A 14961-nucleotide genomic window follows, 5' to 3' on the forward strand; every position below is an offset into this window, starting at 1 on the left:
TCGTCCGGTGCGTCGGAGGCGCCTCGGCACACGAACGCGGGTGGGAGACTCGGAGGCCGGATCACCGAGGCGGAAGGGCGCTTGCCATGTCGGATGTCGTACCGCCGCCGGTGCATCTCGACGCGGTGCTGGACGGGCTCGCGGAGAACCCCGCCCTGCCGTCCGCTCTCGTGCGCCGACTCCTCGGCCGGCGCACGGGCTTGGGCAGGGTGGCCGGGCGACCGGACCTGAGCGATGACCTGATCGCCGAGATCCTCGCCACGGACGATCACTGGCTCACGCACTCCCTCGCCCTGAACCGCGGCCTTCCCCACGCCTTCCGGATGGTGCTCGCCGGGCACCCGGACCCTGCGATCCGTAAGGCTGTCGCCGTTGCCGCGGACGGTGCGCCGCGCGAGCTGTTCGCGCGGCTGCTCGACGACGCCGACCCGGCGGTCCGCGCGCAGGTGGCGGAGAGCGAGGACGTGCCGGCGGACCTGCGGGCCCGGTCGGCGACGGACCCGGACCCGACGGTCCGGGCGACGCTCGCCCAGTGGTGGACGACGGCTCCGGAAGCCGTGCGCCGACTGCTGCTGACCGATCCCGACGACTCGGTGCGTGCGGCAGCCTGCGCGATCTACTTCCGCCGGATGCCGCACCCCGTACCTCCGGCGGACCTCGTTCCGGAGCTGCTGGCCGACCCGGTCACGCGTGCCGGGGCGGTGCGCCACTGCGCACTGGACGCCTCCACCGCCCGCCGGCTGGCCGACGATCCCGACGACGACGTACGCGGGGAACTCGCGCAGCACCCCGGCCTCCCACCGGCACTGCGCGAGGAGCTCGCCCAGGATGCCGACCTGCGCGTCGCGCTGCGTGTCTTCGCCCGTCAGGACACCCCGGAGCCGACGCGGGCCGCGATCCACGCGCGGATTCTGTCCGACGTGCCCCCACCGGACCTGTTCGCGGACGACGAGGACATGGACGACGCCACGCTCGAACGGGAACTCATGGGCGAGGTGGCCCGTGCGGAGCTCCGGACCCTGCGCCTGCCGTGGGTGACGGCCGACCCCCTGCCGTATGTGGACTCGCCCTACGTCTGCTTCCGCGCCTCCGCGGCGATGTCCGACGCCCTTCCGCCGCCGCTCGTCGCGCGACTCCTCGACGACGAGGAGAGCGGCGTCCGCACGGCGATGGCCCTGCACGCCCGGGACGGCATCGATCCCGACACCGCCGAGCGCATCGACCGGACCTACCGCCCGGCCAAGAGGGTCCGATGGCGTCCGGCCGACGACCTCCCCCTTCCCGCGGAGGTGCTCCGGCGTCTGGCCACGGACCCCGACCCGAGAATGAGACAGCTGGCCCCGCGCGACCCCGGCCTGCCCGTGCCGTCCGCTCACCTGCTGGCGGCCGACCCCGACCAGAGGGTGCGCCGCGCCGTCGCGGCGCATCCCCGTCTCCCGGCCGAGGAGTTGAGGCGGCTGCTGGCCGATCCGTCGGAGTCCGTCGCGGCCACCGCGGCCGCACACCCCGGCCTGCCCCTCGCGGACATGCACCGGCTGCTGACCCTCGCGGGCCTGTGACACCCGATCACGTGCCGCCGACAGCGGGTCAGGAGGCCGTGGGCAGCGCGGCGACCGCGTCCGGACCTGCCGGAGCCGAGCGCGCGACGGCCGGGGAGAGCCGCTGCTGGAGCACCGCGAGGACGGTGTGCGCGAAGGGGAGGGCCAGGGCCCCGGTGAGCAGCAGGGCGGCGGCGATCGGGGCGAGGACCCCGGCGACGTACGCGGCATAGGTGTTGTCCGGGCCCCACTCCAGGAACAGGGAGGCCGCGCCGGAGCGCAGCGGATGGGCGGCGGAACTGAGCAGGACGTACAGGCCGATGGTCAGCGCGCCCAGGGGCAGGGCGACGGCCACGGTCCGGAACCACGCGGAGGCCCGGCCCCACACCAGGGACCAGGACCGGCGCAGCGCGGCCAGGGGCGAGAGCTCCTCCGTCGCGGCGACGGCCGGGGCCAGGGTCCAGCCGAGCCGGAGCACGAGCGCGGCAACCAGGCCCAGCAGGGGCGGGCCGTAGCGCAGGAGGACGAACAGGTTGGGGTACTCCCACTTCGGCACGATCACGGTGTGCTCCCTGAACAGGGTGGTGGTGAAGGTCTCCTCCACCAGGACACCGGCCACCAGTGGAGCCCAGACGAACACTCCGCGCAGCGCGTACACCCCGAGGACCGCGCGGAACCGGCCGGGGGCCCGTCCGGTGACCGCGCGGGCGGACGCCGTCTGGAGCGCGGTGCACGCCAGGTGCAGCAGCAGGATCAGGAACGGCAGGCAGGCGAGCAGGATGAGCCACATGGTGTGCACGCGGCTGCCGTCGGGGGCGTAGGAGTCCTCGTCGATGCGGGCCCGCACCGCGCCCAGGCGTATCTCGGTGAACTCGGGCCAGGCGGCGACGAAGCCGACGACGGTCAGCAGCAGTCCGCCCAGGGCGACCAGACCGGTGACGCCGGCCGCCCGTCCGAACAGACGGCCCCTGTCGCGCCGCAGGACGACGAACGCGGTACGGACGATGCCGCGCCCCTCGCCGTCCGCGTGCTCTTCCCGGAGGGGGGCACCGGTCTCGGTCGCGGGGTCGTTCGCCATGTCTATCGCCTCTTACCGCCCGTTTGCGCTGCACGATGGTCAGGATCAACGTCCTGAGAGTGTGATGCGGACGGACGGCGGGGCGGTTCCCGGAGGGGAAGGGCAGTTGTCACGATGAGCGGGGGAGTATGTGTGGTGAAGGGTGATCAGGGCTCTGAAGGCCGTGCGTGGGACTACCACGCTGTTCACCGAACCGAACGAGGACGGAACGTACAAGCACAGCGACGCCGTGCCCTTCGGGAAGCCCCTCCAGCTTCCCGGTCCTTTCGACGTCACCCTGCCCACGGCCGACTTCCCGGTCTGAGCGGGTCCTGTCGCGGCTTCGTGCGGGCGGTCAGAACCAGGGGGCCGCCGCCTCCCGCAGTGCTCTGAGGGACTCGCCGAGCGAGGCCACCGAGGCCAGTGCGCCGGACACCGTGAAGATCGCGTTCCGTACGCGGCCCTGACCGGCTTCGTCGGTGCTGGGGAGCGCGTCCTCGACCTCGGCGAGTGCCGACTCCGCGGCTGTTCCTTCCGCCGCCGACAGTTCGTCCGGGCCCAGGTCGCGGATGCGGGCCCGGAGGGCTTCGACGGCTTCCCGCAGCTGCACGATCTCGGCCGATTCCACGGCGCCCACCGCCCCTCCGGCATGGCTGACGTACTCGGCGGTGCTGTTGTCGCCAGTCTGGGCGTTCCCCGTGAACGTGCCGCTCACATGGATTCCGCGTCCTTCTCCGGCCGGTGTGTCCGTCATCGTGTCGACTCCCTCAGCTGGAACCCGTGGAGCCGCCGGCCGGACCGACCTGCGGCTGCGGTGTGGTGATCGTCTGGTGGCCGGCCCGGGCGTTGTCGCCCGTCTGGATGTTCCCGTTGACCGTTCCGTTGACGTGCACGGAGCGGTCGAAGAGGACGGTGGTGCGGGCGTCGAACTCGCTCGTGCTGTAGCCCGCGTCGCTCAGGCTGTTGCGTACCGCCGTGACCGTCCTGGTCTGGACGCTCTTGAGGAAGCGCCGGACGTCCATCTCCTGGAAGAGCTGCTGGAAGTGGGGCTCCGCCGCCAGTTCGCGGATCGAGTAGGCGGGGCCGTGGTCGACCGGGCGGTCCGTCTTGCACATGCGGTCGTACCAGATCCGGGACTGTGCGGTGCGGGTGACCGTGCGCGAGGGCGCCGAGAGGTCGTTCGGGGCGTCGGCGACCACGGAGAACATCGACGCCGTCGCCGCACGGGCCAGATCGGCCCAGTCCTTGACGTCCTTCGGCGGGAGGATGTCGTCGATGCAGTGGTAGAAGCGGGCGATCGGCGGGAGCAGGAAGGCCCGCGACTCCAGGAACAGCAGGCCGCCCTGCATCTGTACGCGACTGAAGACCGTGAGCACCACCTCGTCGCCCCAACTGCCCACCCGGACCGTCAGATAGTGGCGCAACCGCTCCTCGGCGAACAGGTCGAGGCTGTCCGGCCACCAGGTCGCGGGCGGCTGCGCGTCCGGTGGGGTGCGGAGCAGGGCTGCGGCCTCGGTGCGGGCCTCGGGGGCGAGATCGTGGAAGGGGGTGCCGGGGGACGTGCCGCTCCAGTCCCGGGAGGGACCGAGCCGCTTGCCGCTCTTCATGACGTAGTCGTCCACCTGGAGCCCGCGCAGCCGGTCGCCGGGGTAGGTCGTGCCCTCGCCGAACCTGCGCAGTTCGCTGCGTATCCGCGCGTGGACCTCGGGCACGGTGAACGCGGCGCGGCGGCCTGCGGCGCCGTTGTCCCGCTTCGTGAGGTCGGGGACGAGCTCGACGGCGAACGACCAGTGGTCCAGCTCGATGCCGGCTCCGACGAAGGGGGCGTAGTCGCTGTACACGACATCGGGGTCGGCCTGCTGTTCGCGGATCTCGCCGAGCCGGCGGGCTATCGCGGGAGGGTCGGAGACCTCCACGCTCCGGCCGATGGCCAGGAGGTACAGGCGGCGCTCCGTGCGGTACCGGTAGACGGTGGCGATGGCGGCCCAGCCCGCCAGGACCACCAGAGCGGCCAGGAGGTGCTCGCCCCCGCCGGAGAAGCCACCGGTCAGGAGCGTGAAGGCAGTGGAGGACAGCCTCACCGTCTGCCAGAGGGCCCAGACGAGGACGACCAGCAGCAGGAGCGTGACGACGCCCTGTCCCGAGCGGGACCTCGGATCGGCGTCGGGCCGGTCGCGCCCGGCCATCGTGTTCTTCAGCGTCCGCCAGACCGTGCGCAGCAGCCGCACGACCAGGACCAGCAGGGGCGGGACGATCGCCCCGGTGGCGCTGAACGGAAGCAGCAGCAGGGGCAGCACCAGCATCAGCTTGGCGCGGGTGGAGACCTCCTTGCGCGCGATGAAGCACTCCTTGAGGACCGCTGCCAGATCCACCCCGTACGACGGCGGGGGCAGACGGTGCGGGTTCTCGGCGAGCTCCTTGACCACGGCGTCCCGGAACCGGCGGTCCAGGTGGGCGGCGCCGCGCAGATAGGCCGTGGCGTTGCCCGGCCGGTTCCCGGCCTGGGAGCGGACCAGCTCCCACAGCCGGCTGCCGGGGCCGGGCGGCGGAGGCGTGGGCGGTCCGGGTGCGGGGAGCGGTGGGGGAGGCGTCGGCGGCCCCGGTGGGGGGAGCGGCGGGGGCGGTGGGCCCTGGGGATCGGTCATGGCGGGAGGCGGCTTTCCGTCGGGACGAAGGAGAAGGGGCGCGGTGCCAGGGTGACGTGACCCGTCGTCAGAGCTGTGCCGTGTCGCGTTGCGGCAGCCCGTAGCGATCGGAGATCGGTGTCCAGAGCGAGAGGAAGTCCTGTTTGGCCTCGGTGGCGAGTCCACTGCTGCGCACGCCCTGCCGGTACGAGGCGGTGCGGGGGACCGAGCCGGGGGAGCAGCCCCGCGCGTCGTCCGCCCAGTTCGCGAACGCCCGGTCCGCGTCGGCCGAATGCTGCCATCCCGTGCGGAGGCTGCGCGCCGCGGACGGGCCGGACGGGAGCTCGCCCAGGTCGAGTTCGGCGAGGCCGGTGATCAGTTCCTCGCGGCGGACGGCGGCGGCGTCCAGGGCCGTGCCCGCGTCGGCGACGGAGTTCTCCGAGGCGCAGGTCTCCACGGCGTTGACGGCGTCGATGACCTGCTGACGGTCCGACTCGCTGCGCTCCAGGAGCGCGTCGACGGCCGCGGCCTGTTCCTCTGCCGTCGCCGTGGACGGGGCGGTCGGCTCTGTGGGGTCGGCCGCGGTGGAGCCCTCGACGGCCGCTGCCGGCGAACCGGAGACGGAAGGGGCGGCGGAGTGGCCGGCCTCGGTAGGGGAGGGGCGGACGGCATGGGCGGTGACGAGGACCACGGCGGCGAACAGCAGCCCGCCGCCCACGGCCAGCAGGACGTGCTTCTTCGGGAACGCGCGACGGCCGGGCTCCGGGGCGGGTGCGGGTCCCTGGCCGGGTCCCGCTCCAGGGTCCGGCTCGGCCGAAGACCTCTGCGGGTCCGCCGAGGCGCGTACCCAGCCGCCCGCGCCCCCGCGCGCGTGCTCGTCCCAACGCATCGGTCCATTGCCGTGGTTCTCGCTCATGTGGGCCCCCCGCCACTGCAAGAACGGCAACCATCCCACGTACCAGGGGCACAGCCAACGGGGCGTTGTGATGTGGCCGAAGACCGCTCCCCGGGGGCCGGTGTTCGGCCGCGCACAGCGGAGAGGCGGGGGTCCGCCCGTGGTTCGCCGGGCAGACCCCCGCCTCTGACAGCGGTGCGGGGCGTGTCACATGATGCGGTAGCTGTCGTAATAGCTGCCGATCTGGGCGTGATAACCCGGATCGCCCGCGTGGCTGTGGCGGTCGAACTCCGGGGAGTCCTTGATCTGGGCCTTGGTCAGGTCGACGTGGATCTTCTTCTCCTCGGTGTCGATGCCCTTGACCGTGCCGGCCGGCAGGAGGACGTCCTTGCCGAAGATCCAGACCCCGGTGTCGACGAGGAGGTAGGCGGACCCCACCTCGTCGGAGTGCTTGTCGACCTTGCCGATGCTTCCGTCCGTCGCCTCGACCGAGAATCCGGTCAGGTCGGCGCCCGCGGTGTGACCGCTCGTGGGCTGATAGCCCCACAGATCGTGGCTCATTACTGGCTCCTTCCTCGACGGTTTCATTCGGCGCGGCTGATCCCTCCGGTGAGGGTGGGTGCCGCTCAGTTATTCGACTGCCCGCGCATTTCCGGTCCATTCCCGGAGAATTCCGGGAGAGTGCGGAAAACGCGGGTGGCGCGGGACTCGGAAGTCCCGCGCCACCCGCGTCTGTGCTGCTGGAAGCGTTCTACCAGCGGTACCAACGGCCACGCCTGCCGCCGGTGGTCGACCGGGCGAAGAACCCGACCAGCCAGATCACCAGCACGATCACCGCGATCCACCACAGTGCCTTGAGTGCGAAACCGGCACCGAAAAGGATCAGGGCGAGCAGAAGAACGAGAAGAAGGGGAACCATTGTTATCAACCTCCGAGACCTCTGGTGCCCGGCGATCCATTTCCTACACACACGTGTTCGTGAGGAAAACTTCTAGGACTTTCCGTGACCGCGCGGACACGTCGAGGCGCCGGCTCAGACTCCCGCGGGTTCCTTCGCCGAGGTGCCGCCCGACGCCGTGGCCGGTCCGGTGGCCGCGACCGTGGAGGGGACCGGTTCCTGGGAGACGTTGAACTCCGTCAGCAGCGCCTTGCTGAAGCCGAAGAAGTACGTCGCCAGGAAGCCCGCGACATAGCCGACGAGCAGGCCGCCCGCGTAGATCGCGATCGTCGAGCCGAGACCGTGGTTGCCGTCCAGGAGCGGGAACAGGGCCCAGCCGGACGGGCCGATCGCCGTGGAGCCGACCGAGTCGCCGAGCTGGTTGAACAGGCCCACGAAGCCGCCGCCGAACGCGCCGCCCACACAGGCCGTGATGAACGGGCGGCCCAGGGGGAGCGAGACGCCGTAGATCAGGGGCTCGCCGACGCCCAGCAGGCCCGCGGGCAGAGCGGACTTGATGGTCCTGCGGATCGACTCGTTGCGCGGGAGACGGAGGTAGACCGCCGCTGCGGCGCCGACCTGGCCTGCACCGGCCATCGCGAGGATCGGGAGCAGGACGGTGAAGCCCTGCTGCTCGATCAGCGTCGTGTGGATCGGGATCAGGGCCTGGTGCAGGCCCAGCATCACCAGCGGCAGGAAGAAGCCGCCGAGCAGGAAGCCCGCGCCCGCGCCGCCCGTGGAGAGCAGCCAGTCGGCGAACGTACCGATGGCGGAGGAGACCTCACCGGCGACGTACATCAGGCCGAAGATCGTGACGAGGCCGGAGACCAGGACCGTCAGTGTCGGGGTGACGAGGACGTCCAGCGACTCGGGCACCCAGCGGCGGCACCACTTCTCGACGTACACCGCGAGGACCGCCGCACCGAGGGCGCCCAGGACGCCGCCCTGCCCGGGGGAGAGGGTCTGGCCGAAGGCGTCGATGTTCGCGACGCCGGGGAAGACGATGATCGCCGCGACGGCGCCGCCCAGGATCGGCGTGCCGCCGAACTCCTTCGCGGTGTTGTAGCCGACGAAGACCGCGATCAGGGCCATGAAGCCGGAGGCCATCGCGGCCAGGGCGGGGGTGACCGAGGTCAGCCAGCCGAGGTTCACCAGGAGGCCGTTGAGGCCGGCGATGATGCCGCAGCCGATCAGGGCGGGGATCAGCGGGACGAAGATGTTCGCGATCTTGCGCAGGAACAGCTTGAAGGGAGTGGAGTTCTTCGCCTTCTGCTGCGCCTTGAGCGCCGCGCCCTTGTCGGCGAGCTCCTCGGCGGTGGGGACGGGCGCGGGGGTCCCGGACGCCCTGCCCTCCTCGACGAGCTGCTCGAACTCCGGGGTGACCCGGGCGACCGTGCCCGGGCCGAGGACGATCTGGTACGTGTCGTCCTCGACCACACCCATGACTGCGGGGACCGCCTTCAGGGCCTCGTCGTCGACGAGGGAACGGTCGTGCAGGCCCAGCCGGAGCCGGGTCATGCAGTGGGCGATCGAGCTGACGTTCGCAGCGCCACCGACGAGCGGCAGGATCGCGGCGGCGGTGGCGCGGTTCTTGTCTTCAGTAGCCATGGTGCGTGGTGCCTTGCTGTGCGAGGAGTGGTGCGTCAGGTGGTGCGGACGGCCGCGAGGGCGGCGCGGAGGTGGCCGTGGGAATCGGCCAGGAGCGTGGCGGCGGTGGGTCCGTCGACCCCGCCGAGGATGGTGAGGATGGCGTCCTTCACCTCGCCGTCGGTGGCGGCGAGCGCCGCCTCGATCTCCTGGTCGGAGGCGCCGGTGGCGAGGGAGACGATCCGGCGGGAACGGGCGCGCAGCTTCTCGTTGGACGCGCGGACGTCGACCATGAGGTTCCCGTACGTCTTGCCGAGCCGGATCATCGTGATCGTCGAGATCATGTTGAGGACGAGCTTCTGCGCCGTGCCCGCCTTGAGCCGGGTGGAGCCGGTGAGCAGCTCGGGGCCGACGACTATCTCCAGGCCGTGTTCGGCGGCGTCGGCGAGCGCCGAGCCGGCGTTGCAGGAGAGGCCGATGGTGAGCGCGCCCTCGGCGCGGGCGTGCTCGACTGCGCCGATGGCATACGGAGTGCGGCCGGAGGCGGAGATCCCGACCACCGTGTCGTCGGCGGTGAGGCCCAGCCCGTCCAGATCGGCGGCGGCCAGCTCCTTGCTGTCCTCCGCGCCCTCGACGGCCTTGACCATGGCGGAGGGGCCGCCGGCGATCAGGCCGATGACCTCGGACGGGTCGGTGTTGAAGGTGGGAGGGCACTCGCTGGCGTCGAGCACACCGAGGCGGCCCGCGGTGCCCGCGCCCGCGTAGATCAGCCGGCCGCCGCGCGCCATGCGCTCGGCGGTGGCGTCGATCGCGGCGGCGATCAGGGGCAGCTTCTCGGCGACGGCGGCGGGCACGGTGGTGTCCTCGCCGTTCATGATCCGGGCTATCTCGTGTGTCGGCAGCTGGTCGATCTCGGCGAGCTCCGGGCGGAACGCCTCGGTGGTGAGGGTGGCGAGCTGGGCGCGCAGTTCGCCGTAGCCGCCGGGGGTGGCGTCCTGGGCGTTCGCTTCGGCGTTTGCGTCGGTGGTGGAGGACATGGACAGCGGCTCTGCTTTCTCGTTCTCGTACGGCTCTGCGGGGGCGGGTGCAGGTGCGGGTGCGGGTGCCGTGCTGCCGGGGTCAGCGGCTGCGCGGGGTGTGGCGGTGGGCGAGCGCCTCGTACGAAGCGGAGAGGGCGGGCGCCGCCGTCTCGTACGTCCGCTGGGCGACGCCTATGAAGAGGCAGTCCACGACGAGGAGCTGGCTGGTGCGGCTCGACATCGCGGCGGGCCGCAGCTCGCTCTCGCGGGCGGTGGAGGTGGTCAGCACGTGGTCGGCGTACTGCGAGACCGGGCCGTCGGGGCGTCCGGTGATCGCGATCGTCGTCGCGCCGCGGTCGAAGGCGACGCGGAGCGGCTCGATGACGTCACCCGTGGAGCCGGAGTGCGTGATCGCGATGGCCACATCGCCCGAGCGGAGCTGCACGGCGTTGGTCACGGCGAGGTGCGGGTCCATGTGGGCGTGGGCTATCAGGCCGATCCTGAGCAGCTTCTGCGCGAGGTCCTGGCCGACGAGCGAGGACGCGCCCACGCCGTAGATGTCGATGCGGCGGGCGGTCGACGCGGCGGCGACCGCGGCCCCGAGCTGCACGGTATCGAGACCGGCGGCGGTGTCGGCCAGGGTCTGCTGCTCGTCGTAGGCCAGCTTGGCGACGACGTCCGCGATCGGGTCGTCGACCGCGATGTCCGCCGTGACGGCGGGCGCCCTGCCGGACTGCTGGTGCGCGGCGAGCCCCGCGAGCGCGAGGCGCAGGTCGCGGTAGCCGGGGTAGCCGAGGAGGCGCGCGGTGCGGACCACGGTCGCCTCGCTGGTGCCGGTGAGCTCGGCGAGACCGGTGACGGTGAGGGCGGCGCACCCGGCGGGGTCGCCCGCGACGGCTTCGGCGACCCGCTGCATGGAGCGGGTCATGGACGGGGCGAGGGTCCGCACCTTGGCCGCCAGGGCGGCAGGGGCGGGCGGAGAGTCCACGCTGAAACTTTCCTTCACGTCATTGGTCACACATGAAAGATATTTTCACCCGGAAATCCCGTCAACCCCCCTTTGGTCCCTACCTCTGAAGGATCAAGGCCCGCGCCCCTGACGGCAGGGGACAATGGGGCCATGGAGTTGAACCGCCTGGAACAGGCGCTGCACAGCGCACGTGCGCTGGTGATGGCCGACCTCGTCGCGGGGGACGTCGCCGAGGCCGCGATCGTCTCGCTGGTGGAGGACGCGGTGACCCACCGGCGGTGGTGGGTCGAGCAGTGGCCCGAGGGTGTGTCCTTCGTCACCGGGCTGATAGCGCAGGACGTCCAGGACGCCCTGCTGGAGCGCTACGGACGCTGGCCGCTCTGCCCGGTCTGCACGGAGGAAGGGCCGCACGCGCTCGACGTGGAGCCGGAGCTCGGCCCCGATCCGCACTGGGTCTGCACCAAGGCGACGGTGTCCGTCGCACCGGTCGGCGCGCTGGCAGAGGTGCTCGGCAGGTGACCGTCTACATCGACCCGCCGACCTGGCCCGGACACGGGCGCATGTGGTCCCACCTGGTCAGCGACGTGTCGTTCGAGGAGCTGCACGCCTTCGCCGCCTCGATCGGCTGCCCGCTCCGCGCCTTCGAGCGCGACCACTACGACGTGCCCGAGGCGCGTTACGCGGACGCGGTGCGCGCCGGTGCGCGCGAGGTCGGATCGAAGGAGATCGTGCGCCGGATCACCGAGGCAGGGCTGAGACGGCCGAAGGGGCGGCCCGCTCCGCCTGACGTGGGCCGGAGCGCCTTGCCGTAACGGCGGTGCGACGTGTGGTGCGGTGCAACGTGTGGCGCGGCCCACCGCACTTACCGGGTGAGACCCAGAACCCGGAAGGAACCACCGCATGCCCGAGCTCACCCGCCGGTCGCTTCTCCGCTCCACCGCCGCCCTGGCGGCCCTGTCGGCCGTCCCGCTCACCTCGCTGCCCGCGGCGGCACACGGCAGCGCAGGCACCGCACCCTCCTGGTCGGCCCAGCCGCTGCCGTTCGCCGACGCCAACCTCGTCGGGGCCGTGCACCTGGGGCGGGGGCGCACCTGGGCCGCCGGATTCACCCTGCGCCTGGAGGGCAAGGCGACCCGCTTCACCCCGGTGGTGGCGGAGCGCGCGAGCGCCGACGGGGAGTGGATCCCCGTCGGGGCGGCCACGGAAGCCGCCTCCACCGTGAGCAGCCGGGTCAACGCGATCGACGCCGCAGGCCCCGACGACGTGTGGCTGGTGGGGGACGACACCTCGGTCCTCGACGGCCGGATCTACACCCAGCACTACGACGGCACCCGGTGGAGCGTCGTCCCGGCGGGCCTGCCGGAGAAGGCCGAAGCCGCCTCGCTCCTCGGCGTGGACACGGGGCCCGGCGGCACCTGGGCCGTGGGCTTCGCGCAGATCGAGGTGTCACGCGTCTGGAACGAGGAGAAGGGCGTCTGGATCACCGAGTCGAGGCAGGCGGGGATCGCCAGGCGCTTCGACGGGACCGTATGGCGTGATGTGCCGCTCCCCGAGGTGCCGGGCGACTCCTGGTACCTGAACTCGGTGCGGGCCGTGTCCCCCGACGACGTCTGGGCCGCCGGCTACGACGGCGACAGCGGTGGCCCGCTCCTCATGCACTACGACGGCACGTCCTGGAGCCGGGCCACCGCCCCGGGAGTGACGGACCGGCCCGGATTCGCGCACGCGCTCGCGGTCACCCCCGGGGGCGAGGTGTGGCTGGTCGGCGAGGACTGGTCCCCGGCCGACGGGACGACCCGTGCCCTCGTGGCGCGCCGTACCGGCGGGACATGGCGAAGGGCGGCGGTACCGGGCGCCGACGCACGCCTCTTCTGCGTGACGCCGGCCCCGGGGCGCGGCATCGTCGTCGTCGGCCAGACGCTGGGCGAACGGCGCGAAGCGATCGCCTGGCAGTGGGACCCGGCGGCGCCCTCGGACACCGCCGGGAGCCGATGGACGGCGCTGGGGCTGCCGCAGCCCGCCGGAACGGACCTCTCGGAGAACTCGGCCCACGCCGTGATCGGCGACCGCGCCGGTCTCACGGTGCTCGGCACGTCGGTCGCCGACGGGGCGGCACCCCAGCCGTTCGCGGCGTTCCGGAGCAGCGTGAGGTGAGCCGGTGCGTCAGCCCGTCCCGGTGAGCCGGGGGAACCCGGCTCCGGTGTGCCCAGGGAGGTGAGCCCGGCTCCGGTGTGTCCGGGGGAGTGAGCCCGGCTCCGGTGGCGTCCCGCTCAGGCCCTGTCGGGGGTGCGGGCCGGGTCGAGGGGTGACGTCGCCGCCTCGCGGTGCTCCCCGCCCGTGCCGGTCGTCGCGGACTTCGCCGTGGCGACCAGCCGGGACGGGGTGCCGTCGCCGCGCAGCCGCAGCGAGACCACCACGGCCACCAGGCCGAGGACCAGCATCCCGGCGCCCGCCCAGGCCGTGGCCCGGAAGCCGAAGTCCGCGTCGATCACCGTGCCGCCCAGCCACGGGCCGGTCGTGTTGCCCAGGTTGAACGCGGCCGTGGTCGTCGCCCCGGCCAGCGTCGGAGCCGCGCCCGCCACGTTGAACATCCGGGCGTTGAGCGCCGGGGCCGTGTAGAAGGCCGACAGCCCGAGCAGGAACGCCAGGGCGATCACGGCGGCCTGGTTCGACGCGAAGAGGGCCAGTGCCACCAGGAAGACCGTCGAGGCGCTGATACCGCTCAGCAGCACCCCGAAGAGGTGCGCGTCCGCGACCCGGCCGCCGATCGTCGTACCGATCAGCGCGCCCACGCCGAACAGCCCGAGCACCCACGGCACCCAGCCCGAGCCGAGCCCCGCCACATCCGTCAGCAGCGGCGCGAGATAGCTGAACGCGCAGAACACCCCGCCCGCCGCGAGTGCGGTGATCACGACGGACAGCCACACCTGGCGGTCCCTGTAGATCGCCACTTCCTTCTTGAGCTGCGGCTTCTCGTCCGGCAGCGGGATGCGCGGGATACGGGTGACGACACCCACCAGCGCCACGGCGGACGCCGCGCCCACCGCCCAGAACGCCGAGCGCCACCCGAAGCTCTCCCCGAGGAACGCGCCCAGCGGCACACCCAGCACATTGGCGATCGACAGCCCGCCGATCATCACGGCCATCGCCCTGGCCCGCGCGTTCACCGGCACCATCGCGATGGCCACCGCGGCGCCGACCGCCCAGAAGCCGGCGCACGCCAGCGCGCTCACCACCCGGGAGACGAACAGCACCTCGTACGTCGGCGCCAGCGCACCCGCGATCTGACCGAGCCCGAAGACCGAGATCAGCGCGATCAGGGTCGTGCGGCGCGGCAGCCGCAGGGTGGCGACGGCCAGCAGCGGGGCGCCGACCACCATGCCGATCGCGAAGGCGGATATGAGGAGCCCGGCCTTGGGGATCGACACGTCCATGTCGGACGCGATGGGTGGCAGCAGCCCGGACAGCATGAACTCGCTGGTACCGAGAGCGAAGACCGAGAGGCCGAGGATGTAGACGGCCATCGGCATACGGGGACGACTGGAAGCGGAGTCGGGCATGACAGTGGCCAACAGCGGCCTCGTCCCTGTCATTCCCCTGTCTCAGTGGGTGAGCAGCTCCAATTCGGTGGTCAGATTCTGCCGCGCCCTCGGTTCCCACTCCTCCACGCCGTGCGGCGTGCGGAACAGCCGGGGCAGCTCCAGCAGCTGCCGCAGCACCGCCGAGCGCCCTTCGCGGAAGGCGTCGTCCGGCACGAAGCCGTACTCCTCGCGCACCTGCGCCGCGTAGGCCGCGTACTCCTTCGGGGACGCGGCCAGGATCGCGAGGTCCGCGTCGCACAGCACCTCGCCGTTCGTGTCGCCCTCGGCCGGGTCGTGGGTGACCGTGAGCCTGACCAGCCGGGCGACCTCGGCCGTCGCCGTACCGGGGACACCGGCCTCGGGCAGGGCCCGCTCGGCGAGCGCGGCGCTGCGCTCCTCGTTCTCGGACCGGTCCGGGCGGTAGACCGCGTCGTGGAACCAGACGGCGAGGCGCACCAGGTCCGGATCGGCCGCGTGCCCGGCCAGGGTGTCGACGCGGTCCAGGACCTGCGTCAGATGCGCGGTCGTGTGATAGCGCCGCTGGGGCTCGGCCCAGCGTTCCAGGAGGTTGTCGGCGTACGGCAGGGGGTCGGGGCCGGGTGCGCCGCCCCGGGCGGCGGTGAGGGCGTCCTGCCAGCGGACGCGGAGCGCGGTGGCGTCGGTCATGCAGCGACTGTAGAGCCGGGGGACCTTGCCCGGCGGGCCGGCCGCTCGTTAGCGTTCGGCCGTGACGGAACCGGCGGAATCCCCGTA

At 72.4% G+C, this 14961-nt stretch carries 15 protein-coding genes and 1 pseudogene; 5 read left to right on the forward strand and 11 right to left on the reverse strand.

Translation table 11 applies throughout. The annotated features are described in order from the left end of the window. Positions 1-86 precede the first annotated feature (86 nt). Complete coding sequence (locus AMK10_RS38445; protein ID WP_073743750.1) at positions 87-1559, forward strand: hypothetical protein; 1473 nt, start codon at positions 87-89, stop codon at positions 1557-1559. A 28-nt stretch (positions 1560-1587) separates the two neighbouring features. Here the strand turns inward: AMK10_RS38445 and AMK10_RS00945 are convergent, their stop codons facing one another. Next, positions 1588-2616 (reverse strand): hypothetical protein, encoded by a 1029-nt coding sequence (locus tag AMK10_RS00945; RefSeq protein WP_241839454.1) that lies wholly within the window; start codon positions 2614-2616, stop codon positions 1588-1590. 178 nt (positions 2617-2794) lie between these two features. Between AMK10_RS00945 and AMK10_RS00950 the strand changes: the two are divergent. Continuing rightward, positions 2795-2920: pseudogene (locus tag AMK10_RS00950) on the forward strand (Uma2 family endonuclease); the annotation flags it as partial. Between the two features lie 30 nt (positions 2921-2950). Here the strand turns inward: AMK10_RS00950 and AMK10_RS00955 are convergent. From AMK10_RS00955 to AMK10_RS00990, 8 genes are all read right to left on the reverse strand, one after another. Beyond that, complete coding sequence (locus tag AMK10_RS00955; RefSeq protein WP_073743752.1) at positions 2951-3349, reverse strand: DUF5955 family protein; 399 nt, start codon at positions 3347-3349, stop codon at positions 2951-2953. A gap of 13 nt (positions 3350-3362) precedes the next feature. After that, positions 3363-5240 (reverse strand): hypothetical protein, encoded by a 1878-nt coding sequence (locus tag AMK10_RS00960; protein ID WP_073743754.1) that lies wholly within the window; start codon positions 5238-5240, stop codon positions 3363-3365. A 67-nt stretch (positions 5241-5307) separates the two neighbouring features. After that, positions 5308-6135, reverse strand: coding sequence for a hypothetical protein (locus AMK10_RS00965; protein WP_073743757.1), 828 nt, complete (start codon positions 6133-6135; stop codon positions 5308-5310). 186 nt (positions 6136-6321) lie between these two features. Next, complete coding sequence (locus AMK10_RS00970; protein ID WP_073743759.1) at positions 6322-6675, reverse strand: PRC-barrel domain-containing protein; 354 nt, start codon at positions 6673-6675, stop codon at positions 6322-6324. Positions 6676-6865: 190 nt separating this feature from the next. Then, a complete protein-coding gene (locus tag AMK10_RS00975) occupies positions 6866-7033 on the reverse strand; it encodes a DUF5670 family protein (RefSeq protein ID WP_073743762.1) in 168 nt (55 codons plus the stop codon). A gap of 114 nt (positions 7034-7147) precedes the next feature. Then, the gene (locus tag AMK10_RS00980; protein WP_073743764.1) at positions 7148-8659 is read right to left on the reverse strand and encodes a PTS transporter subunit EIIC; all 1512 of its coding nucleotides are present in this window, start codon (positions 8657-8659) and stop codon (positions 7148-7150) included. Positions 8660-8694: 35 nt separating this feature from the next. Then, positions 8695-9675 (reverse strand): N-acetylmuramic acid 6-phosphate etherase, encoded by a 981-nt coding sequence (gene murQ, locus AMK10_RS00985; RefSeq protein ID WP_073743766.1) that lies wholly within the window; start codon positions 9673-9675, stop codon positions 8695-8697. Between the two features lie 82 nt (positions 9676-9757). Then, complete coding sequence (locus tag AMK10_RS00990) at positions 9758-10675, reverse strand: MurR/RpiR family transcriptional regulator (RefSeq protein WP_073743768.1); 918 nt, start codon at positions 10673-10675, stop codon at positions 9758-9760. A gap of 102 nt (positions 10676-10777) precedes the next feature. On the opposite strand from AMK10_RS00990, the gene AMK10_RS00995 reads away from it, so the two are divergent. The 3 genes from AMK10_RS00995 to AMK10_RS01005 all read left to right on the forward strand — a co-directional run bounded on the left by AMK10_RS00995 (position 10778) and on the right by AMK10_RS01005 (position 12781). After that, complete coding sequence (locus tag AMK10_RS00995) at positions 10778-11146, forward strand: hypothetical protein (RefSeq protein WP_073743770.1); 369 nt, start codon at positions 10778-10780, stop codon at positions 11144-11146. After that, positions 11143-11439 (forward strand): DUF4031 domain-containing protein, encoded by a 297-nt coding sequence (locus AMK10_RS01000; protein WP_073743772.1) that lies wholly within the window; start codon positions 11143-11145, stop codon positions 11437-11439. The genes AMK10_RS00995 and AMK10_RS01000 overlap by 4 nt, the downstream gene beginning before the upstream one ends. Before the next feature lie 88 nt (positions 11440-11527). Next, positions 11528-12781 carry a hypothetical protein gene (locus AMK10_RS01005; protein WP_073743775.1) on the forward strand — a complete coding sequence of 418 codons (1254 nt, stop codon included), beginning with the start codon at positions 11528-11530 and terminating at the stop codon, positions 12779-12781. A gap of 116 nt (positions 12782-12897) precedes the next feature. Here the strand turns inward: AMK10_RS01005 and AMK10_RS01010 are convergent, their stop codons facing one another. Then, positions 12898-14157, reverse strand: a complete 1260-nt coding sequence (locus tag AMK10_RS01010) for a Cmx/CmrA family chloramphenicol efflux MFS transporter (protein ID WP_079180586.1) — start codon at positions 14155-14157, stop codon at positions 12898-12900. 72 nt (positions 14158-14229) lie between these two features. After that, on the reverse strand, positions 14230-14874 hold the full coding sequence (locus tag AMK10_RS01015) for an HD domain-containing protein (protein ID WP_073743777.1): 645 nt from the start codon (positions 14872-14874) through the stop codon (positions 14230-14232). Positions 14875-14961: the final 87 nt, after the last annotated feature.

The sequence above is a fragment of the Streptomyces sp. CB02058 genome (assembly GCF_001905505.1).
In the GTDB taxonomy this organism is placed as follows: Bacteria; Actinomycetota; Actinomycetes; order Streptomycetales; family Streptomycetaceae; genus Streptomyces.

Excerpts from the sequence above, each read along its gene's own strand:
- AMK10_RS00945 (WP_241839454.1), bottom strand. The coding sequence starts at position 2,616 with ATGGCGAACGACCCCGCGACCGAGACCGGTGCCCCCCTCCGGGAAGAG.
- AMK10_RS00965 (WP_073743757.1), bottom strand. The coding sequence starts at position 6,135 with ATGAGCGAGAACCACGGCAATGGACCGATGCGTTGGGACGAGCACGCG.
- murQ (WP_073743766.1), bottom strand. The coding sequence starts at position 9,675 with ATGTCCTCCACCACCGACGCAAACGCCGAAGCGAACGCCCAGGACGCC.
- AMK10_RS00970 (WP_073743759.1), bottom strand. The coding sequence starts at position 6,675 with ATGAGCCACGATCTGTGGGGCTATCAGCCCACGAGCGGTCACACCGCG.
- AMK10_RS01005 (WP_073743775.1), top strand. The coding sequence starts at position 11,528 with ATGCCCGAGCTCACCCGCCGGTCGCTTCTCCGCTCCACCGCCGCCCTG.
- AMK10_RS01015 (WP_073743777.1), bottom strand. The coding sequence starts at position 14,874 with ATGACCGACGCCACCGCGCTCCGCGTCCGCTGGCAGGACGCCCTCACC.
- AMK10_RS00980 (WP_073743764.1), bottom strand. The coding sequence starts at position 8,659 with ATGGCTACTGAAGACAAGAACCGCGCCACCGCCGCCGCGATCCTGCCG.
- AMK10_RS00955 (WP_073743752.1), bottom strand. The coding sequence starts at position 3,349 with ATGACGGACACACCGGCCGGAGAAGGACGCGGAATCCATGTGAGCGGC.
- AMK10_RS00995 (WP_073743770.1), top strand. The coding sequence starts at position 10,778 with ATGGAGTTGAACCGCCTGGAACAGGCGCTGCACAGCGCACGTGCGCTG.
- AMK10_RS38445 (WP_073743750.1), top strand. The coding sequence starts at position 87 with ATGTCGGATGTCGTACCGCCGCCGGTGCATCTCGACGCGGTGCTGGAC.
- AMK10_RS00975 (WP_073743762.1), bottom strand. The coding sequence starts at position 7,033 with ATGGTTCCCCTTCTTCTCGTTCTTCTGCTCGCCCTGATCCTTTTCGGT.
- AMK10_RS00960 (WP_073743754.1), bottom strand. The coding sequence starts at position 5,240 with ATGACCGATCCCCAGGGCCCACCGCCCCCGCCGCTCCCCCCACCGGGG.
- AMK10_RS01010 (WP_079180586.1), bottom strand. The coding sequence starts at position 14,157 with ATGCCGATGGCCGTCTACATCCTCGGCCTCTCGGTCTTCGCTCTCGGT.